Source organism: Metallosphaera yellowstonensis MK1, from assembly GCF_000243315.1.
Taxonomy (GTDB): Archaea; Thermoproteota; Thermoprotei_A; order Sulfolobales; family Sulfolobaceae; genus Metallosphaera; species Metallosphaera yellowstonensis.
This window is the reverse complement of record NZ_JH597770.1, coordinates 219,252-239,088: the sequence shown is the minus strand read 5'-3', so window position 1 is coordinate 239,088 and position 19,837 is coordinate 219,252. Positions and strand designations below refer to the sequence as shown.

At 44.5% G+C, this 19,837-nt stretch carries 24 protein-coding genes and 1 tRNA gene; 16 read left to right on the top strand and 9 right to left on the bottom strand.

Annotated elements, in window-relative coordinates; translation table 11 throughout:
- The first annotated feature begins 51 nt into the window (after nt 1-51).
- From METMK1DRAFT_RS11985 to METMK1DRAFT_RS11970, 4 genes are read left to right on the top strand one after another with little or no spacing between them, the layout of a single operon-like run.
- Nucleotides 52-1,377 carry a glycosyltransferase family 4 protein gene (locus METMK1DRAFT_RS11985; RefSeq protein ID WP_009074515.1) on the top strand — a complete coding sequence of 442 codons (1,326 nt, stop codon included), beginning with the start codon at nt 52-54 and terminating at the stop codon, nt 1,375-1,377.
- Nucleotides 1,374-3,137: an alpha,alpha-trehalase TreH2 gene (gene treH2 / locus METMK1DRAFT_RS11980; RefSeq protein WP_009074513.1), complete on the top strand. Its 1,764-nt coding sequence runs from the start codon at nt 1,374-1,376 to the stop codon at nt 3,135-3,137. Before METMK1DRAFT_RS11985 ends, treH2 begins: the two co-directional genes overlap by 4 nt.
- Nucleotides 3,138-3,190: 53 nt before the next feature.
- Nucleotides 3,191-3,613 (top strand): universal stress protein, encoded by a 423-nt coding sequence (locus tag METMK1DRAFT_RS11975; protein ID WP_009074512.1) that lies wholly within the window; start codon nt 3,191-3,193, stop codon nt 3,611-3,613.
- 36 nt (nt 3,614-3,649) lie between these two features.
- Entirely contained in the window at nt 3,650-4,003 is a 354-nt protein-coding gene (locus tag METMK1DRAFT_RS11970; protein WP_009074510.1) for a hypothetical protein, read from the top strand.
- A 1-nt stretch (nt 4,004) separates the two neighbouring features.
- On the opposite strand, the gene METMK1DRAFT_RS11965 is transcribed toward METMK1DRAFT_RS11970, so the two are convergent.
- Nucleotides 4,005-4,091 (bottom strand) — tRNA-Thr (locus METMK1DRAFT_RS11965).
- Nucleotides 4,092-4,274: 183 nt separating this feature from the next.
- On the opposite strand from METMK1DRAFT_RS11965, the gene METMK1DRAFT_RS11960 reads away from it, so the two are divergent.
- Complete coding sequence (locus METMK1DRAFT_RS11960; protein ID WP_009074508.1) at nt 4,275-5,384, top strand: transposase; 1,110 nt, start codon at nt 4,275-4,277, stop codon at nt 5,382-5,384.
- Nucleotides 5,385-5,691: 307 nt separating this feature from the next.
- Nucleotides 5,692-5,886 (top strand): hypothetical protein, encoded by a 195-nt coding sequence (locus METMK1DRAFT_RS11955; RefSeq protein ID WP_009074507.1) that lies wholly within the window; start codon nt 5,692-5,694, stop codon nt 5,884-5,886.
- Here the strand turns inward: METMK1DRAFT_RS11955 and METMK1DRAFT_RS11950 are convergent.
- Together METMK1DRAFT_RS11950 and thrS are read right to left on the bottom strand one after the other, a co-directional pair.
- Nucleotides 5,883-6,338: a methylated-DNA--[protein]-cysteine S-methyltransferase gene (locus tag METMK1DRAFT_RS11950; RefSeq protein ID WP_009074505.1), complete on the bottom strand. Its 456-nt coding sequence runs from the start codon at nt 6,336-6,338 to the stop codon at nt 5,883-5,885. The genes METMK1DRAFT_RS11955 and METMK1DRAFT_RS11950 overlap by 4 nt on opposite strands.
- Nucleotides 6,335-7,957: a threonine--tRNA ligase gene (thrS, locus tag METMK1DRAFT_RS11945; protein WP_009074503.1), complete on the bottom strand. Its 1,623-nt coding sequence runs from the start codon at nt 7,955-7,957 to the stop codon at nt 6,335-6,337. The genes METMK1DRAFT_RS11950 and thrS overlap by 4 nt, the downstream gene beginning before the upstream one ends.
- Before the next feature lie 43 nt (nt 7,958-8,000).
- On the opposite strand from thrS, the gene METMK1DRAFT_RS11940 reads away from it, so the two are divergent.
- The 4 genes from METMK1DRAFT_RS11940 to sucD all read left to right on the top strand — a co-directional run bounded on the left by METMK1DRAFT_RS11940 (nt 8,001) and on the right by sucD (nt 11,479).
- On the top strand, nt 8,001-8,951 hold the full coding sequence (locus METMK1DRAFT_RS11940; protein WP_009074500.1) for a UDP-N-acetylglucosamine--N-acetylmuramyl-(pentapeptide) pyrophosphoryl-undecaprenol N-acetylglucosamine transferase: 951 nt from the start codon (nt 8,001-8,003) through the stop codon (nt 8,949-8,951).
- 115 nt (nt 8,952-9,066) lie between these two features.
- A complete protein-coding gene (locus tag METMK1DRAFT_RS11935; protein ID WP_009074498.1) occupies nt 9,067-9,618 on the top strand; it encodes an endonuclease III domain-containing protein in 552 nt (183 codons plus the stop codon).
- Nucleotides 9,615-10,625, top strand: coding sequence for a succinate--CoA ligase subunit beta (locus tag METMK1DRAFT_RS11930; RefSeq protein WP_009074496.1), 1,011 nt, complete (start codon nt 9,615-9,617; stop codon nt 10,623-10,625). Before METMK1DRAFT_RS11935 ends, METMK1DRAFT_RS11930 begins: the two co-directional genes overlap by 4 nt.
- The gene (sucD, locus tag METMK1DRAFT_RS11925; RefSeq protein WP_009074494.1) at nt 10,622-11,479 is read left to right on the top strand and encodes a succinate--CoA ligase subunit alpha; all 858 of its coding nucleotides are present in this window, start codon (nt 10,622-10,624) and stop codon (nt 11,477-11,479) included. Before METMK1DRAFT_RS11930 ends, sucD begins: the two co-directional genes overlap by 4 nt.
- 44 nt (nt 11,480-11,523) lie before the next feature.
- Here the strand turns inward: sucD and METMK1DRAFT_RS11920 are convergent, their stop codons facing one another.
- Entirely contained in the window at nt 11,524-11,721 is a 198-nt protein-coding gene (locus METMK1DRAFT_RS11920) for a hypothetical protein (protein ID WP_048088092.1), read from the bottom strand.
- Nucleotides 11,722-11,800: 79 nt separating this feature from the next.
- Nucleotides 11,801-12,421 (bottom strand): hypothetical protein, encoded by a 621-nt coding sequence (locus METMK1DRAFT_RS11915; protein WP_009074490.1) that lies wholly within the window; start codon nt 12,419-12,421, stop codon nt 11,801-11,803.
- A gap of 324 nt (nt 12,422-12,745) precedes the next feature.
- On the opposite strand from METMK1DRAFT_RS11915, the gene METMK1DRAFT_RS11910 reads away from it, so the two are divergent.
- Nucleotides 12,746-13,459, top strand: a complete 714-nt coding sequence (locus METMK1DRAFT_RS11910) for a purine-nucleoside phosphorylase (RefSeq protein WP_009074488.1) — start codon at nt 12,746-12,748, stop codon at nt 13,457-13,459.
- A gap of 2 nt (nt 13,460-13,461) precedes the next feature.
- A complete protein-coding gene (locus METMK1DRAFT_RS11905) occupies nt 13,462-14,697 on the top strand; it encodes an HD domain-containing protein (RefSeq protein ID WP_009074487.1) in 1,236 nt (411 codons plus the stop codon).
- On the opposite strand, the gene mvaD is transcribed toward METMK1DRAFT_RS11905, so the two are convergent.
- Complete coding sequence (gene mvaD, locus METMK1DRAFT_RS11900; protein ID WP_009074485.1) at nt 14,670-15,647, bottom strand: diphosphomevalonate decarboxylase; 978 nt, start codon at nt 15,645-15,647, stop codon at nt 14,670-14,672. The two genes, METMK1DRAFT_RS11905 and mvaD, sit on opposite strands and share 28 nt — an antisense overlap.
- Nucleotides 15,631-16,593 carry a phosphomevalonate kinase gene (locus METMK1DRAFT_RS11895; protein WP_009074483.1) on the bottom strand — a complete coding sequence of 321 codons (963 nt, stop codon included), beginning with the start codon at nt 16,591-16,593 and terminating at the stop codon, nt 15,631-15,633. The genes mvaD and METMK1DRAFT_RS11895 overlap by 17 nt, the downstream gene beginning before the upstream one ends.
- A 42-nt stretch (nt 16,594-16,635) precedes the next feature.
- Here METMK1DRAFT_RS11895 and METMK1DRAFT_RS11890 point away from each other — a divergent pair, with 42 nt between their 5' ends.
- Genes METMK1DRAFT_RS11890 through METMK1DRAFT_RS11880 form a run of 3 tightly spaced genes read left to right on the top strand, consistent with a single transcriptional unit; the run spans nt 16,636 to nt 18,090 of the window.
- Nucleotides 16,636-17,229: a hypothetical protein gene (locus METMK1DRAFT_RS11890; protein WP_009074480.1), complete on the top strand. Its 594-nt coding sequence runs from the start codon at nt 16,636-16,638 to the stop codon at nt 17,227-17,229.
- 24 nt (nt 17,230-17,253) lie between these two features.
- The gene (gene sso10a / locus METMK1DRAFT_RS11885) at nt 17,254-17,538 is read left to right on the top strand and encodes an Sso10a family chromatin protein (RefSeq protein ID WP_009074479.1); all 285 of its coding nucleotides are present in this window, start codon (nt 17,254-17,256) and stop codon (nt 17,536-17,538) included.
- A complete protein-coding gene (locus tag METMK1DRAFT_RS11880) occupies nt 17,539-18,090 on the top strand; it encodes a hypothetical protein (RefSeq protein ID WP_009074478.1) in 552 nt (183 codons plus the stop codon). It begins immediately after the preceding gene.
- Here METMK1DRAFT_RS11880 and METMK1DRAFT_RS11875 read toward each other — a convergent pair.
- Together METMK1DRAFT_RS11875 and METMK1DRAFT_RS11870 are read right to left on the bottom strand one after the other, a co-directional pair.
- Nucleotides 18,054-18,374: a hypothetical protein gene (locus METMK1DRAFT_RS11875; protein WP_009074477.1), complete on the bottom strand. Its 321-nt coding sequence runs from the start codon at nt 18,372-18,374 to the stop codon at nt 18,054-18,056. The two genes, METMK1DRAFT_RS11880 and METMK1DRAFT_RS11875, sit on opposite strands and share 37 nt — an antisense overlap.
- 289 nt (nt 18,375-18,663) lie before the next feature.
- The gene (locus tag METMK1DRAFT_RS11870; RefSeq protein WP_009074475.1) at nt 18,664-19,263 is read right to left on the bottom strand and encodes a 7-cyano-7-deazaguanine synthase; all 600 of its coding nucleotides are present in this window, start codon (nt 19,261-19,263) and stop codon (nt 18,664-18,666) included.
- A gap of 35 nt (nt 19,264-19,298) precedes the next feature.
- Here METMK1DRAFT_RS11870 and METMK1DRAFT_RS11865 point away from each other — a divergent pair, with 35 nt between their 5' ends.
- Nucleotides 19,299-19,652, top strand: a complete 354-nt coding sequence (locus METMK1DRAFT_RS11865) for a hypothetical protein (protein WP_009074474.1) — start codon at nt 19,299-19,301, stop codon at nt 19,650-19,652.
- Nucleotides 19,653-19,837: the final 185 nt, after the last annotated feature.

Below are 19,837 nucleotides of genomic sequence, written 5' to 3'. Positions count from 1 at the left end.
TTGACCACTATTGTCATTGATACTTTATATTCGCTAATTATTAGTGAACATATGAGAGTTGCGATAAACACACAAACTCCCCCAGTGAGGTTCACGCTAACTTACAGGGATCTTCTAGAGAAATATGGGGACCTGGAACTACCAGTGGACCTTTCATTGTTATCGGAGAGCGATTTTCAGGTGGCTGTAGGGGGAGTAGCACGCATGATGTTAGGCTTGATCAGGAAGATGAACTTAGGAAGAACCAGATGGGTAGCATTAGGCCCTGGTTACCCTCCGCAAGCATCTCTTCAAAACATCGAACTACATTTGGTAGACCTCCCCCCAAACGTCCTTTCTCTATATACCAAGTTCAAAGAGGGTCTTTACAATGAGGCTCATGGAATTTCGAGATATAACATTGTAGGCCAAGAGTATATAGCCTATGCCACCTATAACTGGTATTCAGCGAGTAAGCTTCTAGAGTTTTACCTGGACACTGACGTATATTTTGTGAATGATTTTCAACAATTACTAGTAGGAGGCATAATAGGTCCCTCGGCACCTGCACTGTTGTGGTACCATATTCCCTTCGTGCCTGAGAAGATGGGAGATAGGACTAGGGAATTTTTAGTAAGGTCTTTCGAAGGATTCGATTTAGTTATACTCAGCACTAGGAGAGACCTCGAAGGGTTAGTTAGAGCTGGGGGGAAAGTAAGAGCAAAACAGATATATCCTTTCATAGATCCGCAGGCTTACGAAAAGCCTAGTACCGCAGAACAGCAATCTACCCTAAATAAGTTCGGCATAGGTGAAGATGAGAAGGTAGTCCTCCTCGTGGGTAGGATGGATCCAATAAAAAGCCAAGATATAGCAATTAAGGCCATAAAGAAACTAGACGCCAAGTTAGTTCTGGCTGGAAATGGTAGTTTCACGAGCAAGACCCTTGGTCACGACAAGGCTAGTGTTTGGGTCAAAAAACTTAGAGACCTGACACAAGAAACAGGAGTTAAAGACAAAGTTATCTTCACAGGGTATGTTACTGAAAAGGAATTGGCATCCCTTTACATGAGGAGCGACGTAGTCATTTTGACGTCAAGAACTGAAGGATTCGGTCTGACTGTCTGTGAGGCTTGGAACTATCAAAAACCCGTAGTAGTTAGTAAAGGTGCAGGGGTCAGTGAACTAGTAATAGAAGGAGTGAACGGTTATACCTTTCCGTCGGACTCATACGATGAGCTTGCTGAAGCTATAAGGAGAACGTTCAAGGAAGGCGATAAGTTAGGTTCTATGGGTAGGGAGACCTTAAGACAATGCTCCTTAGAGTATGCTGTAGACAAGATTAAGGAAGCCATGGAAGAGGCGATGAAAGGTTATCCAAAGAGGGAGACGGATTGAAGTTCTATGCGTTTCTCTCCAATGGACTCACTTCGGCTTTAGAGAGAGACGGAAACATAGAATGGTTCCCCACCCCTAGATTCGACTCCCCATCCATATTTACCAAATTACTGGATCAAGAAGGAGGTTCGTTTAGCGTATTACCTGACGACGAAGATTACGTGGTCTCTAGTGAATACGTGGAAGACAGTATGATTCTAAGGACGAAGTTCAAGACAAAGAGAGGTCAACTTGAACTGATAGACTTCCTGCCTCTCTCTCTCCCAGCCATAATACGAATTTATAACAGCGAAATTCCTTTCGTCTCTGATATCAAAGTATTTTTCGATTATGGTCTCATTAGACCTGGTGTGAACGTGCATAGGAAGGGGTTGATATATAAGAACCCGAGATCTCAAGAGGGAGTAGAACTTGAGTTAAGAGGCAATTATTGCATTGAGGATACAAAGATAAAGTTTAAGCCAGGTCAAGGCTACTTATATCTCCTGTATTCGAAGGATCTACGATACGGACTTTTCAGTAAAAAGGGAGAAGTTTATTCTAAGCCCTATGAAGCCTTAGAAAGAACCCTAACGTTTTGGAAAAATCTTATAATGAGATCTAGACAAATTACGAAATTAAAGAGATTTGAGCAATTTTATAGAAGATCATTAAGCGTCATTCTAGGTCTTATGTACTTCCCGACTGGAGGACTCATAGCGTCTCCCACAACATCTCTTCCAGAGATCATAGGCGAGAGCAGGAACTGGGACTATAGATATGTGTGGGTTAGAGACGCTTCCTACGGTGCAGAGGCACTGATAAAGGCCGGTCTTCTGAGTAGGGCTAGACACGTGCTCAACTTCTTATCTAGCGTGGTTGATCCTTCTTCTAAGAGCTTCGATCACCCGTTCTATGGTATAGACGGGACATCACCCCCAGAAGAACAAGAACTAGAGTGGTTGAGAGGTTTCCAAAACTCTAGGCCGGTTAGGATAGGTAACGGTGCATACATGCAGGTGCAGAACGATATTGAGGGAGCATACATGCATTCCCTGCATCTTTATTATAAGGAATCCAAAGACAAGCAGTTTCTCTTGGATAACTGGTGGGCAGTGGAGGCCATAGCAGACTGGGTCTCCAATTCCTGGTACAGGAAAAGTACAGATATTTGGGAACAAAGAAACGTCAATGAACATTTTGTTCATACCAAGATAATGAATTGGGTAGCTCTAGATAGAGCATCAAAACTAGCACAGGATTTAGGAATGGAGAAATGGAAGGATTGGAGGAACGTTTCAGAGGAAATCAGGAGTTCTGTCATGGAAGAGGGCTACTCAAAGGAGCTCAACTCTTTCGTTAAGTATTATGGTTCACAAGAGATAGATTCAGCTTTACTCCTCCTTCCCCTTTACGGTTTCATAGAGGCTACAGATCCGAGGTTCTTGGGAACACTGAAGAGGATAGAGACAGAATTGGCGGTGTCACCAGGCCTATTCCTAAGATATAGGGGGGACTTCATGGGAGAAGCACTTAATCCTTTCACTCTAGTTACTCTATGGATGGCCAGAGTGTATATAAGGCTGGGCAGAACTAAAGAGGCCTCTAACATGCTTGAAGTTCTCCAGTCATGTTCCACTGATCTTCTGTTGCTAGGAGAGCACATAGAGAAAGGAACATGCATTCCAAGAGGTAATTTTCCTCACCTTTTCCCCACGTCTGGTGTAGTAGTGACTGTCCGTGAATTGGAAGAAAGTCTTCAAGACACTCATTTAACATGAGAAACAGTGAAATATTTAATTACTTATCAATGAAACAGTAAGAGTGTGAAAGTATGTTTGAAAGAATTTTAGTTCCTTTCGATGGTTCAGATAACTCCAAGAAAGCCCTACAGGTAGCCATAGATCTAGCGTCCAAGTATGATAGTAGACTTTACATTATCGAGGTTGTGAACGAGACGATATTCTACAGCGTAGGTATCCTTCCTCCATTGAAGGAATTAGAGTCCATGGAGAGAAAAGCCAAAGAGGATGTTAAGTTTGCAGTTACGGAGGCGGAGAGAGTAGGGGTGAGAGCTGTGGGGGAAACATTGGAAGGCGACCCCGCTCAGGCAATTCTGGACTACGTCGACAAGAACAGTATCTCTCTGATCGTGATGGGAAGCAGGGGTCTATCCACGGTCAAACGTGTTTTCTTGGGCAGTGTTTCAAGTAGAGTTGTACAAGAAGCGAGAGTTCCTGTGCTGATAGTCAAATAGCTTTTTATTGAGTGAAGTTATAAAGATATATTATCTATGCTGGACACGCTCTTAGGGATTATTGACTATTTGAACCAGGATAATGAAGTTGAGGCCGCAAAAAGGCTGATAGAGGCCACGAGGTATATAGAGGACGAAAACCTCATGAAAATAGTTGGAGAGATAGAGAAGGAAATTCATGATATTAAAAATACAGGCCTAAGCGAAGAAATGACTGGGGAACTGGCCCAGGAACTGGAGCGTATAGAGGACGAATTGAAAGCTCTGAAAAGAAGGAAACTGAAAATTCTAGTAATTTATGCTATCGATAGAATGAGCAACGGAAACTCTGTCGTTCTGCAAATGATTAGGAGACCGACATACGTTAGGAAACCACAAACTTTCATGTAGAAGCCGCGGCCGGGATTTGAACCCGGGGCCTCTGCCTGCCCAGGTAGGTTACCAGGGCAGCGCTCTAGCCAGGCTGAGCTACCGCGGCACTATAGAGATCAGCCCTAGAAAGTACAAAAGTTTAACTTATCCACCTGCTTGTGCTCCTTCTACCAGAAGTCAAGGACCGAAACTACTCTGTTACAGCAGTTATGGGAATCTTAGGGAGGTAATACCAAGAAGTTGGTATTAACGAGAAGTTTTTAATTTTCGACGTCTTCCTGCTGAAAAGATGTCAAACCAGAAGGGACAGGTGGAACTGGCTAAGGAGGATCTGATCAAGGCAGTGAACCAGGTCCTGGGCATAGTGAGGAGGAACGGGAGGAGCAGGAAGGTCGGGTTGGCGCTAGTCCTCATGGTTCTGCTAGGTGGGAGGTCCAGCGTGAGGAATGCTGCTGAGACGTTCGGGTTGGACTACGCGAACCTGCTGGAGGCGTTGGGGGAACTCCACGACGCGTGGAGGGACTACCTGGAGGTCCTGTCGGGGCTGGTGAAGGGTGAGGTGGCCGTAATCATAGACGACACCGTGGACCACAAGGAGTACTCCAGGGGGAGGGACGTGAGCCCCCACGGGAACTACTGGATCTACTGCCACACCCACCGGAGGTTCGAGAGGGGCGTGCAGCTCCTCACGGTCGCCATAGTGGACCTCTCCACGGGCAGGACGTTCATGGTGGGAGCCTTCCCCTACGCCGTGAGGAAGATGTTGGACTTGGGGATGGTCACCGAGTTCAAGACCAAGATCGACTTGGCCAGGGAGATGTTGGACGTGCTCAAGGGGTACTTCCGCGTGTCCAGGGTCGTCTTCGACTCGTGGTACTGGTCAGAGAAGCTCGTGAGGGACAACGTGGTGTCTGAGCTCAAGTCCAACCGGAGGCTCCTCAGGGTCGAGTCGGTCCAGGGGACCCTCGAGGAGGTGGAGGGACACCTCCGAGTGGGGGACCTACCCCCCGGACTCTACTACGCCGACCTGACCCTGGGAGGCCGAGCTATTACGGTAAAGTTGCTAGTCCGGGAATATAAACGTGACTCCGGGACACACGTGAAGTACCTCTACACGACCGACCTCTCGCTCAGCGAGGAGGAGATCGAGGAGGCCTGGAGGATGAGGTGGGAGATCGAGGAGCTCCACAGGGACGTTAAGGCCCTGGGACTGGAGGACTCCTCGTTCTGGAGGAGGGAGAGACTCCAGGGCTACCTCGCGATCTTCACCATCATGACCAACGTCGTCAGGGAGCTGGTGGGGGAGCTTAACCTGAGGAGCGTGGAGGCGTTCCTCAGGTTCGTTGAACGTCATTTAGGTGGACCACCTGGGCTGATGAAAATCTTTAAGTTACGTTAAAGTCCCATAACTGCTGTCTGTTACTTACTCACCTGCGGTGAGGGATATTCGTATTATCATCTCAACGTTAACCAAAGATAATATAGAACTGGAGTCCTTTCCTAGGAACTCCTTCGAATTCAGTCCATTTCCACCTCATTAACTTAATTCGGTGTCCGTCACTCCAATTATTAACATCGTTCTCTTATAGTCATTTTAATTCAAATTAGAAGATCATAATTGGCTAAAATAGAATGGAACATAGATTAGATATACAAAGTCGGTTGAGTGTCTCTACCTCTTTAGACACGGCTTCACGTGATGAAGAATGGATATAGAAGATGTGAAAGTCATAAGGAGCATTTACACGGAGCTTAGAGCTAGGATACCGTCCGATTGTGCTGAGATATTAGACAAGCATTTCTCAAACATTATTAAAGACATTAAAACCTTCGGCATAGAGGGAGCACTGAAGAGATGGAACGTGGGGGAAGATGAGGTAGAGCCTATCATCGAGGACTAGAATTCGTGGCCTTCTAGTTTCAATAGTTTTCTTTTTATGTCAACCCCCCTCGAATAGCCTCCAATCCCGCTTTCCGCTATAACTCTGTGACAGGGAACCAGTAATAGAGTTTGATTTTTGGAAAGGGCGGTCCCGACAGCTCTGGGTGAGCTACCTATCCTCTCAGCAACATGCTTATAGGTAGTGATCTCTCCCCATCGTAATTTCATGACCTCTTTGAAAACTCTCTGTCTAAAGGGGTTCATGGGCAATCTAATTTTTACCGTAAACTCTACCCTCTTTCCCTGGAAATACATGTCAAGTTTTTGAAAGAGATCCGAGAACCACTCGTTATTCATGAGGCCCTTCTCTACGCAATCGCAAAAGTCAAGCATCGTAATTTCGTCATCCTCTGCGATGACCGTTATAGGTCCAATGGAACTCTTATAAAGGCCGTATCTTACCTCAGTCATGATATCATCTTTAGAGCGACGTTCTCGGTGTTCCTCTCTCTTATTTCTTCTACTAGAGCTTCTAACCATCTTTCTAAGGGTACACCCTTAACCTCAATATTGGATCTTCCCCTCACTGTGACTTTATTTTCTGGTGCTTCCTTCCTACCTACTATAACTATATATGGCACACCTTCATCGTAAGCTCTCTTAATCCTTTTAGAGAGAGTCTCTCCACTAGGGTCTAGCTCCACCCTAATACCTTTGCTCCTGTGAGCCTCAGCCACTTTCACCGCATACTCGTGAATATCCTCAGTAATGGGTAGTACCCTCACTTGAACTGGGGAGAGCCAAGAGGGAAGCTTGCCCTTGAAGTGCTCAAGTAGGATTGCCATCATTCTGTCTATGGAACCATAGATCGCCCTATGAATTATTACTGGTCTCTTCTTACTTCCGTCCGCATTTACGTATTCCAGTTTAAACCTTTCAGGTAAGTTGAAGTCTACCTGAATTGTGGAAAGTTGCCACCACCTTCCCAAGCTGTCCCTAATATCGAAGTCTATCTTAGGCCCATAGAATGCCCCCTCCTTCTCCTTTATGATGAATGAGATACCAAGTTCCCTGAGAGCTTCGTGCAACGCGCTGGTTGCCTTCTCCCATTGCTCGTCTGTCCCAATGCTCTCGTCCGGCCTGGTACTCAAGTTTATCCTAACGTCGTCCCCCTTGAAGCCAAACTTTCCTAGAACTTCCAAGGTCTTCTTTACTAGAAGTTTAACTTCCTCCCTAATCTGATCTTCCCTAAGGAAAATATGTCCATCATCCTGAGTGAAACCACGTATTCTGAGGAGACCGTAGAGTTCCCCCTTTTTCTCCCACCTATACACGTTTCCAAACTCGGAGAACCTGATGGGTAAGTCCTTGTAACTCCTAACCCTCGACTTATAGATGAGTATATGTGCGGGGCAGTTCATCGGCTTAATTCCTAGTTCATCATCATCCTTCTGAAATATTAGCATCTTATCCCTGTACATCTCGTAATGCCCGCTTATCTTCCAGAGGACGGTTCTGAACACGTGAGAGGTATATACTTCGTTATATCCCATTGAATCATTTATTTGTCTCATATAGTTTATCATTTCGTTTCTTATCAGTTGACCTTTAGGGTGAAACAGCACTAGACCAGGACCACTCTCCTCATGGAAACTGAAGAGATCCATCTTTTCCCCAAGTACCCTATGGTCGGTCTCCGATGCCTTCTCTAACCACTCCAGGTAGTCCTTGAGTTGCTCCTCCGTTTCGAAAGCCACGGCCCTGATTCTCACTACCTGAAAGTCTGGGCTCACATGATGAACAGAGACGTTAAGGATTTTGAAGTACCTCGGATTACCAGAAGGTTTGGTCTCATCCAGGAGGCTGATCTCCCCGAACTTGCTTACAACCTTTCCGTTATTTATAGTGAAGTCATGATCTTTGTAAGTTGCAAAGTTCTCTGCTTCCTCTAGCGACAAAGAAGAATCGGCTATAACGTCAACGTAGAAGTCCCTTTCCCCAAGACCTATTTGATATACCCTTCGGCCTGCCTCCAGCATGTTCAGTGCGAGGACTATACCTCCCTTGAGCCATACAGCTTTGTACTCCATGGATAGCCTTTAAAATAGTTTAAGGTAATAATGTTATACGTTAATGCGGGATCTCTTGATCGTGGCCAGTGGAGGAGGCCACTCAGGTTTCGCCAAGGCTGTAGCGGATTATCTACCCTTTAAGCCGGATTTCGTGATTCCGACGGGGGATTCCTACTCGTGGAAGCTCTTAGAACCCTTGGCCAACAAGATATGGGAACTACCTAAGCCTAGGGAACCCTTAGAGTCCGATCTACACGCAATCTATAAGGGTGTCGAGTCTCTGGTACAATCATCGCTTCTGCCCAAGTATAAAGTAATTCTAGCTACTGGGTCCAATCACTCATTGTTGCCGTCCTTCTTCGGTTACCTGAAGGGATCTAAGGTGTTCGCCATCGAGAGCCAGGACAGGATATTCACGAGAGGGAAGGCTATCAGGATCATTTCTGCATTTGCCAAGGGTGTTTTCCTTCACTGGGAAGAACAGAGGTCACTATACAAGAACGGAGTTGTGGTCGGACCTATACTCCAGAGGCCCAGGTACGTTCCCAAGGACGAGGGATATGTTTTCGTCACAGCTGGTACAGAGGGATTTCAACGTCTGTTCGACGTCCTCGCCAAGCTCAAGTTACCCAACGTGATCCTGCAGACAGGAAAGGTGAACCCAGAGAGGTACAAAGGGTTAGGCTGGAAGGTCTTCGACTTCGATCCGGACATGGAGAAGTATTTAGCCAACGCGTCGCTTGTGATAACCCATCAAGGGAAGACTGCCATGGAGGCATCTATTCTCTATAATAAGAGTGTAATCATGGTATTCAACAGATCCTTAGTGAGGGCAACTACTTTCTCCGACGCTAAGGCCTACGCTGAGATCATAGGGGCAACATTCATGGACGATCCAAACACTTGGGCTTCAGAGGTGGAGCTTCTGAACTCCATAAACTCACCCAGGAGGCCCAAGACCCATAAGCCCGGTACAGAAAGATTGGTTCAGGTGATCCTGAATAACCTTTGACGAGCTCATCCAAATATTTGAAAGGGAGAGAGAGGCACTGGCACGACAGGGATGGATAATCTCAGATCCTCGCTCTTTTAGATGGTGGGACAACTTAGAGTCGGCAGACGAGATAGTGATCTCAGCCTTCTTAGTCCAGATGACAAAGTGGGAAACGGTTAAGAGGATATTGTTGGCTCTCAGGGAAGAGGGTCTCTCTACCATCGAAGCAATCTCTAGGTTAGACGAGGAGGACTTAGCGAGAAAAATTAGGGCAGTGAACTTCTACAAGACCAAGGCAACTAGGTTGAGGGCCTTTGCATCTTTTGTGGTGGAGAACGGTGGGCTCAGTAACCTCCTAAAGTTAGAAATGAGGAGTGAACTACTCAAGGTTAATGGACTTGGAGAGGAGACGGTAGATTCCATTCTTCTCTTTGCCGGACATCAACCTGTCTTTCCGGCATCAGAATACTCGAGGAGGGTATTAAGTAGATACCTGGGAGTAGAGCTCAGGCGGTCCGAAGTACCTAAACTTGTGTCTCAAAACGTAACGAAAGATATCTACTCGTTTAAGATTTTGCATGCAGGTTTAGGCTCTGTTGGAAAAGCTTCTTGTTTACAAGGAACACCTAAATGTGATAGATGCATTCTTAAACAGTGGTGCAAAAGTAATTATAGATACCCATGAAGTTGTACGAGTATGAGGGAAAGCTTCTCTTTAAAAAAGTGGGAATACGGGTACCTAAGGGCGTTGTCACTAAGGAACCCATCAAATGGGATGGAAAGGCTGTAGTTAAAGCTCAACTCCTAGAGGGTGCGAGAGGAAAGAGAGGCCTAGTAAAGGTAACCGATGACGTGTATTCAACAATTCTCGAAATGAGAGCTCAGGGCATTGGAACCTTTCTCGTAGAGGAGTTTATACCCCATACACGGGAGATATATCTCTCCACCATGATGGACAGGGAATCTGGGAACCCCATGATAGTAGCCTCGCCTTTTGGCGGGATAAATATAGAGGAGAGTAAGGAGGTCAGGACGTTCAAGATCCCCTTGGATAGAAGGGTTATGAGATTCGATGTCGAAGCTGTAGAGAAGTATCTCGGTGTCAGGGGCTTAGAGACTGTACTCCGAGGCTTGCTAGACCTCGTTCTAACATATGATGCAGAGTTAGCTGAGATAAATCCTCTCGCCGTGACTGAGGAAGGTCTACTTGCCTTGGACTCTAAGGTTATATTGGATGACAATGCGCTCTATAGGCACGAAGACATAATCAGTGAACTGGGAAGGAAAGAGGAGAGTGACTCATATGTGGAACTGGATGGAGATATAGGGATAATAGGCAACGGTGCTGGTCTAACCATGGCAACTATGGATCTGGTTAAGATAATGGGAGGTAGTCCAGCGAACTTCTTAGATGTGGGGGGAGGAGCAGATGCAGAAAAGATAGCCAAATCCATACTGCGTGTAGGGAATAACTCAAAGGTGAAGAAGATCGTCGTTAATATCTTCGGTGGAATAACGAGATGTGACGACGTCGCTAGAGGAATAATAGAGGCCTACAAACAGATAGGTAAACCCATTTTCGTTAGGCTCACTGGAACTAACGAAGAGGAAGGAAAGAGAATTCTCCAGACGTACGGAATAAAGACATACGAAGACGCCATCAGTGCCATAGGTGATGCACTACGTATGTGAATTCCAATACTAAGGTACTGGTCCAGGGAATAACCGGGAAGGAAGGTAGCTTTCATACCTCTCTCATGTTAAAGTATGGAACAAAGATAGTTGCTGGAGTGAGCCCTGGAAAAGGAGGTTCTAAGCTCAACGGAGTACCAGTCTATGACACTGTAGCTGAGGCCGCAAAGGAGCACGAAATAGATGCTTCCATAATTTTTGTACCAGCTAAATATGCCCCAGAGGCTGTTTATGAGGCCGTGGACTCAGGTGTGAAGCTCGTGGTTATAATTACGGAACATATACCCGTAGTGGAGGTAGCGAAGTTTGTGAGGTATGCTAAAGTAAGAGGTACAAGGATAGTGGGCCCTAATTGCCCAGGTCTTATAGCACCAGGCGAATCCCTCATAGGCATACTTCCCTCTAAATATTTCAACAGGGGAATGGTAGGCATAGTGTCCAGATCTGGAACTCTGACCTATGAGGTGGCAAGTATCCTGAGGCAATACGGTCAGTCTACTGTTATAGGTATAGGAGGAGATCCTATAATAGGTACCCCAATGCAAGAGGCCGTTCTCGATTTCCAAGACGACCCTGAGACTGAGGCCATAGTTGTTATAGGTGAAATAGGAGGTACTATGGAAGAACGCGTAGCTCAGCTCAAAAAGGCTGGTAAAATAACGAAACCGGTGGTAGCTTATATAGCGGGGATGACGGCACCTAGGGAAAAACGAATGGGGCACGCAGGAGCCGTAGTTTATATGGGTATGGGGACTTTCGAAAGTAAAGTCAATGCCTTCAGGGAAGCAGGGATTCCACTGGCAAAGACTCCGTACGAAGTCAAAGACTTAATAGAGAAGGTACTAAGAAAATAATTTTTAAGAAAACAATAATATTTTCAAAAACTTAGTGAGGTGGGTCATGAGCTTCTTGGCTTTATGGTTATTGTTCCTGTGTCTTCATCTACTTGCAGCATATACTTGACGCCAAACTTTTCCACCATGGACTTAGGTATATACAGGTTTAGAGGTAACGTATAGTATTCATATTCGTATATCTTTCCCCTCACCTGTTTCTTACCTATCAATCTTTTAGCTTCTACTTCTCTCTCTTTCATGAGATAAGAGTTACCTTCAGCTTTTTTAAAACTTTTTCCTGAAACCTTATTCATAAGATCAGGTGTTTTATATAAGGACCTACAGTAAACCGAATTTGTTTCCTAAAGTATAAAAGACGAGCTCGTTTTTTAAAACATGTGGGCTTATTCTCCTGAACTCGACGTCCATCTGTCCATCCACAGATCTCATCTTTAACATATATATCCAGTTGTTTTTACTAAAGAATGCATAATAGATACAATCGTTATACTCGCATAATGGGCCGAAATCTAATCTGATCCTTTCCCCATCGACGTTACTGAAGATGGAATGGAGAGACCAATCCATCACAACGATAACGTGTAGAGAATCAGCCTCTAATCGTATTACCACACCGATTTGCGAGATCTCAGTCTTATAAAGGGGTTTAAGCTTGACTCCCTTCAGAGAGGAAGCAATGCTAATGAATTCATCTTCAGTTAATGTGATTATCAGACCAGGTCCATCTAGGAGGATGTGTAGTCTTCGGTCTTTTGGTTCAGAGATGTGAATTTCGTTAATCGACAACGCTTCCTCGATTCCATCGAATGTGATCCTGTTTCCTTTCTTCTCGATCCTGACCTCTTCCCTCTTATTCATACGTCTAAGATAAGTAGTGCCTAGGAGAATTATAAAGGGGAATGCTATCCTCTTACCTTCTGATTGTTCTTTACGGCTCATCCGAAATTGTTTTTCTAGGACACTTTGTCCATAGGTTTTACAACTCTAAATCATAAAACAAGGAAAGTTTGTGGTAAGGGAATCTATTATCAAGGAGCATAAGAATAGAGATAATCGATAGATACCCTACTAAGGTGAGTGATGAGCGTGAAGTAAAATAACTTCCTTCGTGGACTCCCTAGAGATATCAGCCCCAGGAGTTTCTCCCTTCTTTATAAAGGGAATTAGGAGGTCTCTTTTTGAAGTCTATCGTAGATTGAATGCCAATGATTAACATCGCATCCCTAAAGTTAAAGTTAAATCCCATCGTCACTCTGGAACTTAATGAATCCAGTCCACATTCTGGCTAAGAAGGGAGATATAGCGGAAAGGGTGATCGTAGTTGGAGACCCTGGCAGAACCGAGCTGCTCTCTACTTTGCTCGTTTCTCCCAAGTTGGTGAACAAGAATAGAGGGTTCTTGATCTACACGGGTGAATACGAAGGAACTCAAATATCAATAGCTACCCATGGTATAGGAGGCCCTTCTTCTGCAGTGGTCTTCGAGGAGCTCTACATGCTTGGGGGACGTAAGTTCATAAGGTTAGGAACCGCAGGAGCTTTAGATCCTTCAATAGATCTGGGAGATTATATAATTCCCACAGGAGCTTCTTATAATCCAGGGGGACTGTTTTACCAATATTCTGGCGAGTTATCGTCAGTTTCCTCGACCCCAGATTTCTTCATAGTCAATCTCCTAGTTAACGCGTTCGCCTCGCGGGGCCTAAAATACTATTTAGGGAACGTGTTCAGTAGCGACGCGTTTTACGCGGAAGACGAGAACTTCGTTAGGAAGTGGTCAGGCAGAGGAAACATAGGTGTAGAGATGGAGTGCGCTACACTCTTCTTCTTAGGGAAAATGAGAGGAGCCAAAGTAGGTGCTGTATTGGTAGTCAGCGATAATCTAGCTAGAGGAGGAGATTGGATAACTAAAGAGGAACTGGAGGGCAGGGTGATCTCGGCTGCAAAATTGATTTTATCTGTATTGTCAAAGGTTTAACAATGAAGCTCATCAGAGATCCAGTTCACGGATATATAGAAGTGCCAGACAACATACTGGCTATAGTTTCTCACCCATTGTTTCAAAGACTAAGATACATCAAGCAGACTGCCTTAGCATACATGGTATATCCAGGCATGACTCACACTAGATTTGAACATAGCTTGGGTGCAATGCACTTAGCCTTGGAATTTTCCAAATACATAAAGGAGAACTCAGACTTGAAGTATTTGGACAAGACCCTCATGGAGCTGATCGCGACTGCTGGACTACTCCACGATATTGGGCATCTACCATTTTCACACACCTTCGAGAGTGCCCTGACTTTAGCTAAGGGCGTATATGGGATGGATGTTCCAGATAACGGCAAGAAAACTCATGTGAAGATTGGCATTAAGTTGATTTCTGAGGGTATTCCTGATATTATTGAGAAGAAATTCTCAGACCAAGGAGATCCAGTTAAGTTTCTCGTTAATGTTCTCAGCGAGAGTCCCTCCTCAGATGAAGAGAGACTAGCTAGTCTCATCATCTCTAATTTCATAGATGCAGATAGGGGAGACTATCTTCTTAGGGACTCCTATTATGCTGGAGTTGGCTATGGACGTTTCGACATTGAGAGGTTAAAGAGATTCCTCTATTTAAAAAGAGGCACCATAGCAGTTCTCAGGAAGGCACTCCCTATAGTAGAACAATTCTTGCTGGCTAGGATGTACATGTTCGAGAACGTCTATTTTCACAGCGTTGTGGGACTTTATAACGCAATACTCACTCAAGCCATTATAGAGCTTTTACAGAAGGGGAAAATAAAAATCCCTGAGGAGCCTGGGGAATTCCTATCATTCGATGATAACTATATTTTACATCAATTAAGGTCAGTCAGGAGTGAGCTAAGAGACGCAGTGCTCTACAGGAAGGGCTACAAACGAGTTAAGCTCAACGCGACTCAATCTTGCTATGAGCAAATCCAAGGTATGAAGAACGAGCTTTATAGCGAGATGGTATCCTCTAGGGGCCTCTTCGTCTTCCACGAATTTAACGACGTGCCTTATAGGGAGGAGAAGGACGAGGCGGTTTACATAATAGACAAGGGAGAGATAGAGAGGCTAAGGGAGGTTTCACCGCTCATAAGATCGTTAAGCGAGATCAGGAATTTTGTCATAGGTTATCATGACTCATATAGTAAAGAGGCCGAGAGGTACGTTAAGACCCTTCAGGAATGTATAACTCTAGGTCCTTGACTCACCCTTGACACGATTATTCTACTAGCACCAAACTCTTTTAGTGCATTTATGATAGCCTTAGCGTCTCTGTCTAAGACTAATATGTGTGGGTTAGGCCCAGCGTCGAAGGTATATCCAGCCCTTCCGAACTCTTGTACCCAACTCATGACTTGGAGTGACTTATCATTGAGATAGAAATTGGAAGGCCAGGAATCTAGAATCACCGCATGCATATTATTGCTGTGTCTCATGGCGAGCTCAAAGAACTTCCTCCAGTCTCTGTTAGCAATGGAGTCAACGACTTCATGGAACGTATCCTCAATGAACTGGAGTCTACATTTCATGAGTCTCGAGGTCTCTCCGGTTCTCAACATCCCTTGCCTCGAGGATATTTTCTTTCTTTCTTCTCTGAATATCCCTATTATGTCCAGGAGCTCAGGCCAATGATCTGGAGGAAATAACTGGTGGCAAAACGAGTCATCCCCATCTTCCTTTTCTCCTTTCTCCCATACGACAAAGCCTCCGAACAAACTTCTGCACGCACTCCCAGATCCTATCCTAGCTATCTTAGATAGCTCCTCGGGACGCAATCCCAGTCCCAAAGCCTCGTTGGCAGCTAAGGTGAGGGCAGCTATCCCGGCAGCGGAAGATGCTAGGCCAGCGGATTTAGGAAAGTTGAATTGTGAAATAACTTGAGCATATATCTCCTTGCCGTAAATCTTTCTAAACTTGTCCAGCACTCTCCCAGCGTATTCTCTCACCTCTTCTTCACTTACTCTCTCACCGTTTATCACCACCTCGTCTCGGCTCAGACTCTCGTCAAAAACTACCTTGCTTCTCACCTTAACTTCAGCCAGAGAGATGGAAAGTGAAGGGTTAGTGGGCAAATTGAGCTCTCTGTTCCTTTTTCCCCAATATTTGACAATAGCTATGTTGGAGGGGGCTTCTGCTTCAGCTTCCGTCCTCAACTCTCAATCCCTCATCATCTTTTACTTCCATCGTCTTAAGTCCTCTCTCTTCCCATCTTTTCCTTATTACGTCGATCTTATCTTCCGCTAATGCAAAAATCACGTCTCCACCTCCTGCCCCTGGCATAAGTGCTATTATGGCTCCGCTCTCCTCAGCCATTTTCATGAGTTTTCTCTCTTCTTCTCCCTCTAATTCCACTCCTACCACTTCTTCAGCTAGCATGTTCAGGTTCTTCCTGGCCAGTCTAATGTGAACCGTAGCTTCATCTAATCTCCCCATCTTAAGTAACTTGATGGCCATCTCATTGTCAGCCTCGATTTCCTCCATCAATTCCTTGAACCTCACTTTATTACTCGAATCGATAAACTTTTTCACTAGGGCAACAGTACCGGAACTCTTCCCTGTAAAGCCTAAAATGATCCTCAGACCTATAGGTAGCCTGAGCGGTTCCACATAAGAATCCATCTTGTTTAGATCCCTGAATCGTCTATAAATCACACTTCCATAGACCGCTGCTGCTATGTCGAATCCGCTGCCTATCCCCTTCTGTCTCATATAGTTTGCCTCTTGGGAAAACCTATAGATCTTCTCTATGTCCAGTTTACCCTCAACTTCTAGAGTAATACAACCCACCAGTGCTACAGTAGCTGCGGAAGAGCTTCCGAGGCCCGTCTTTCTTCCTTCAACTTGAAAGTCTGGATGATTCCGAAGTTTTACCCTGAGATTGGGGATCTCACTGTAATGGGTTCTGAGAACTTCTAGTACACTCTCGATGAGATCGTTCCCCTTCTCAAAGAAAGTTCCATAGCTGGTCTCGAATATCATACTTGTCGACCTTGAGGATTCGCATGTTACCCTCCTATCTATAGCTATGACGTGGGATATCCCTCCGAAGACTACTGAGTAGCTTCCTATCCATAATATCTTCCCAGGTGCAGATATCACAACCTATCACAACTTTTAACCTCTAGCCTTACTTTATGCCTAATGGAGTTCATGGATAAGCGGAAGAGAATCGTGCTGCTGTCAATAGCGAAGGAGGGAGTGGCAGGGATAACCCTGGATTCCCTCAATTCAACGCTATCCCTCCTCATGAGTAAAGACACGTTAGCTAAATCCATTGAAGAACTCTATTTCTCCCAGTACATTTCCTTGGTGAGGGACGGAGACGAGATCAGATATGTTGCCACTAAGAGGGTTAGGAACGCTATGATAAGCCTAGAATTGCATAAGTTCAGAATATCCAAGTATTTAGAAGAGTTGAAGAAGGTTTCCGAGGTACAGATGGAAGCTAAGGAAAGATTGTCAGAAATGAGCAAGGTAGTGGATAAAGGGCTAAGGATAATAGCCACAGCATATCTCAACCTTCTCTCGGAGGAGCCAGAATTCACTATACCCGAGTTTTCCGAGGTTGTGCAAATAATATATTCCGAGATCCTGAGTAGACTTCTTCCTCTGGTCGAGAAGGACAGAACCCAAGAGGAATTGGAGAAGCTTGTAGAGCTCGTCTCTAAATATATGGGCGAAAAGGAAGCCAAGACCCTGAAAACACTATTGGAGAAGGCTAAACACAATGCTTAAAAAGAATAGTAATGAATATAACATATGCGAACTAGGAGAACCTCGTTAGAGATAGTTGCTGATATCTTGGAAGTTATACAGGGTGGCACTGGGAGTAAGTCTTCCATAATGAGAAATGCCAACCTCAGTGAAGCCCTTACGGAAAGGTACGTTAAGCTACTCTTATCCAAGAACCTAATATACTACAAGGACGGTGCTTATAAACTAACTGACAAGGGAGTGAAGATTTTAGAGAACCTTAGGGAATTGAGAAGACTGGAACTCAGGTTAGATGAACTCTTAAATTCGACATTATCTGAGCTTTCTTAAATGGTCTTTGAACAAGAGATAGAGCTACTGTCGATAATCATCCTGTTGGAGTTATCAATAATGTATTTAATTTTATCAAAGTTTTATGACAGACTCAAGCTAAATGAGCAGAGGCTCAGTGATCTCATGTTGCTACAAGTTTTCAGAGAGATCTTGGCTTTCGTGAGTGATCAAGACATAGTGGAACAAGGTCTAGTGGGTAGCTTAATGAATATGAAGGATCGGGATCTCCTGGACTACCTCAGATCTAAGATCTGGGACATCAGAAGCGACCTGAATACAATAAGCGACAGGATAGCCAAATTCTATGACGTGGAGAGGAGTTTAAATAAAATAAGATCCTACTTCTTTCAAATTAGGTGGATGTTAGTCATAACCATAATAGCGATACCATTAAGCCTAATCCTACCAAAGGAGCTAAGCTTAGTCACGTTAGGATTAGCTTTCAGCTTGGAGTTGGTCTCCCTATATTATAACTTCATCTCGATTTTTCTTTACATAAGGCTATCAAAACACTATTCAGACGCGCTGAAGTCCTTAGAGAGCCTGTAGACCTCTAACGAAGCTAGGAGATCCAAGATTTTCCTCATGTAGACTTTCACAAAATACACCATCTTATAATCCCTGAATAGCGACTCATTCTCACACACGAGCCTGAGGTATTCCTCAGGATCGAACCTTCTTATCCTCACTTTTCTCTCCCCTAGTCTGATTTCTGATGGACACTCCTTTTTCGACACTATGATGACTTCTTCACCCTTTATTCCAGCCAACATCACGTCCCACTTCCCTACGGCGTCTACAACCTGCAAGACCGTTTCTCTATCGTCGCTCATAGTTCATCACTGAGCTGATGTTATCACATAAATGATCGGCAGGGTTAATTAACAGTATGTTTTGATAACGAGAGTTCTCTTCATCACTGTTAAATGAGAGGAGGCTCTAAGGGAATTTTAACGAATAGGACATATAGTCGACCTTTCGTGTAAACCTCCATAGAGAGCCTCTGAGCCCTCCTCTGGCTTTCGACGTATGTGGGGGTGGTATCGTTCAGGCCGAAAATCAGAAAAAGGATGAACTACAGTAGAGGCACTTTCCCTACCTTGACTTTTCAATCAGGGAAATTCATATCACCTGATAAAGAGTTGGATCCTTTAGTCCAGCCTCAATGAAGGCTAATTTTCTCAATTCGCACTGACTGCACTTACCACAGTGATACTTGTGCCCTAAAATACAAGAATAAGTCATCTTGGGATCCATTCCAGCCTGCAGGCCCAACTTCAATACAAAGGATTTACTCAATCCTAAAAAGGGAAAGACCAAGTTCACCCTGAGCGATCTGGCCAACTCACGAAGGGAACTTATTATCATGGGTTTGTTAGTCTCGTATCTGCACTCCTCGTTAACTAGAAAACTGTATACACTCTCGTAGCCGTTTTCAGAGGCAAAAGCTAGGGCGATAGGAATAATAACTGAGTTTCTGTGGGTTATCGGTTCGTGAGGTCGCATCCATTTCCCAGACGAAAAATAGTTACCTAAATTTTGTAGATCGATCTTCATGAACTTCTTGTTGAGACGTCTGCAATTTTTCTCCGCATAAAAGCTTTGTACTCTGAACGATCTCTGGCCGTAGTTAAAGAACAAGCAATCGAAGTCCATTTCCTTGAATCTGTAAATACCAGCAGTAGAATCTAGTCCTCCAGAAACTAAGAACAGGCTCCTCATATTACCTTAAAATACATTGTTGGGAAATTAAACCCATGGAAAGCAGAGAAAATGAGGCCAAAAAATTAGCCGCAACTTATGCAAGGTGGCTCAGAAATCCAGAAGAGGCACTATTCGGATCAAAGGGAGAAGGTGTTGTGCTCAAAATGTACAAGGCCTTAAAGGAGGCAAAGGAGAAGAAGGATCTGGACTCCGCTCTTGATCTGACCAAATACGAGATGAGTAAACAAACCATGAACGACATGGCTAGATTCGTTAATGAACTTAAAGGGAAAATCGCAAACATGCAAGATCAAGAGGCCATAAAGTTTGCTCTTGAAGTTATGAGATATTTTCAAATAGCCCTGGCCACTAAGATGGAGGACATGCGTAAAGGGCTTTGGGGTTAATGAGGACGTCTTTCCTACATTTGCATATTCAAAGAACTTCGCACAGGAATTTTATACCCTCTAATTAGGCAGGCTTTAACTATCTGAGTGAGGTTTGATTGAAAAGTCGAGCGGTTGTATCTTTATACGATCTTATCGCCTTTACTCCAATTTCCTGAAGATATCAGCTTTACTTGTCATTCTTT

Coding starts and splice junctions, on each gene's coding strand:
- METMK1DRAFT_RS11955 (WP_009074507.1), top strand. CDS start 5,692: ATGGATATAGAAGATGTGAAAGTCATAAGGAGCATTTACACGGAGCTT.
- METMK1DRAFT_RS11940 (WP_009074500.1), top strand. CDS start 8,001: ATGCGGGATCTCTTGATCGTGGCCAGTGGAGGAGGCCACTCAGGTTTC.
- METMK1DRAFT_RS11930 (WP_009074496.1), top strand. CDS start 9,615: ATGAAGTTGTACGAGTATGAGGGAAAGCTTCTCTTTAAAAAAGTGGGA.
- thrS (WP_009074503.1), bottom strand. CDS start 7,957: ATGGAGTACAAAGCTGTATGGCTCAAGGGAGGTATAGTCCTCGCACTG.
- METMK1DRAFT_RS11970 (WP_009074510.1), top strand. CDS start 3,650: ATGCTGGACACGCTCTTAGGGATTATTGACTATTTGAACCAGGATAAT.
- METMK1DRAFT_RS11960 (WP_009074508.1), top strand. CDS start 4,275: ATGTCAAACCAGAAGGGACAGGTGGAACTGGCTAAGGAGGATCTGATC.
- METMK1DRAFT_RS11890 (WP_009074480.1), top strand. CDS start 16,636: ATGGAGTTCATGGATAAGCGGAAGAGAATCGTGCTGCTGTCAATAGCG.
- METMK1DRAFT_RS11920 (WP_048088092.1), bottom strand. CDS start 11,721: ATGAAAGAGAGAGAAGTAGAAGCTAAAAGATTGATAGGTAAGAAACAG.
- METMK1DRAFT_RS11865 (WP_009074474.1), top strand. CDS start 19,299: ATGGAAAGCAGAGAAAATGAGGCCAAAAAATTAGCCGCAACTTATGCA.
- METMK1DRAFT_RS11905 (WP_009074487.1), top strand. CDS start 13,462: ATGAAGCTCATCAGAGATCCAGTTCACGGATATATAGAAGTGCCAGAC.
- METMK1DRAFT_RS11875 (WP_009074477.1), bottom strand. CDS start 18,374: ATGAGCGACGATAGAGAAACGGTCTTGCAGGTTGTAGACGCCGTAGGG.
- METMK1DRAFT_RS11950 (WP_009074505.1), bottom strand. CDS start 6,338: ATGACTGAGGTAAGATACGGCCTTTATAAGAGTTCCATTGGACCTATA.
- METMK1DRAFT_RS11975 (WP_009074512.1), top strand. CDS start 3,191: ATGTTTGAAAGAATTTTAGTTCCTTTCGATGGTTCAGATAACTCCAAG.
- METMK1DRAFT_RS11915 (WP_009074490.1), bottom strand. CDS start 12,421: ATGAGCCGTAAAGAACAATCAGAAGGTAAGAGGATAGCATTCCCCTTT.
- METMK1DRAFT_RS11985 (WP_009074515.1), top strand. CDS start 52: ATGAGAGTTGCGATAAACACACAAACTCCCCCAGTGAGGTTCACGCTA.
- METMK1DRAFT_RS11870 (WP_009074475.1), bottom strand. CDS start 19,263: ATGAGGAGCCTGTTCTTAGTTTCTGGAGGACTAGATTCTACTGCTGGT.
- sso10a (WP_009074479.1), top strand. CDS start 17,254: ATGCGAACTAGGAGAACCTCGTTAGAGATAGTTGCTGATATCTTGGAA.
- METMK1DRAFT_RS11880 (WP_009074478.1), top strand. CDS start 17,539: ATGGTCTTTGAACAAGAGATAGAGCTACTGTCGATAATCATCCTGTTG.
- METMK1DRAFT_RS11910 (WP_009074488.1), top strand. CDS start 12,746: ATGAATCCAGTCCACATTCTGGCTAAGAAGGGAGATATAGCGGAAAGG.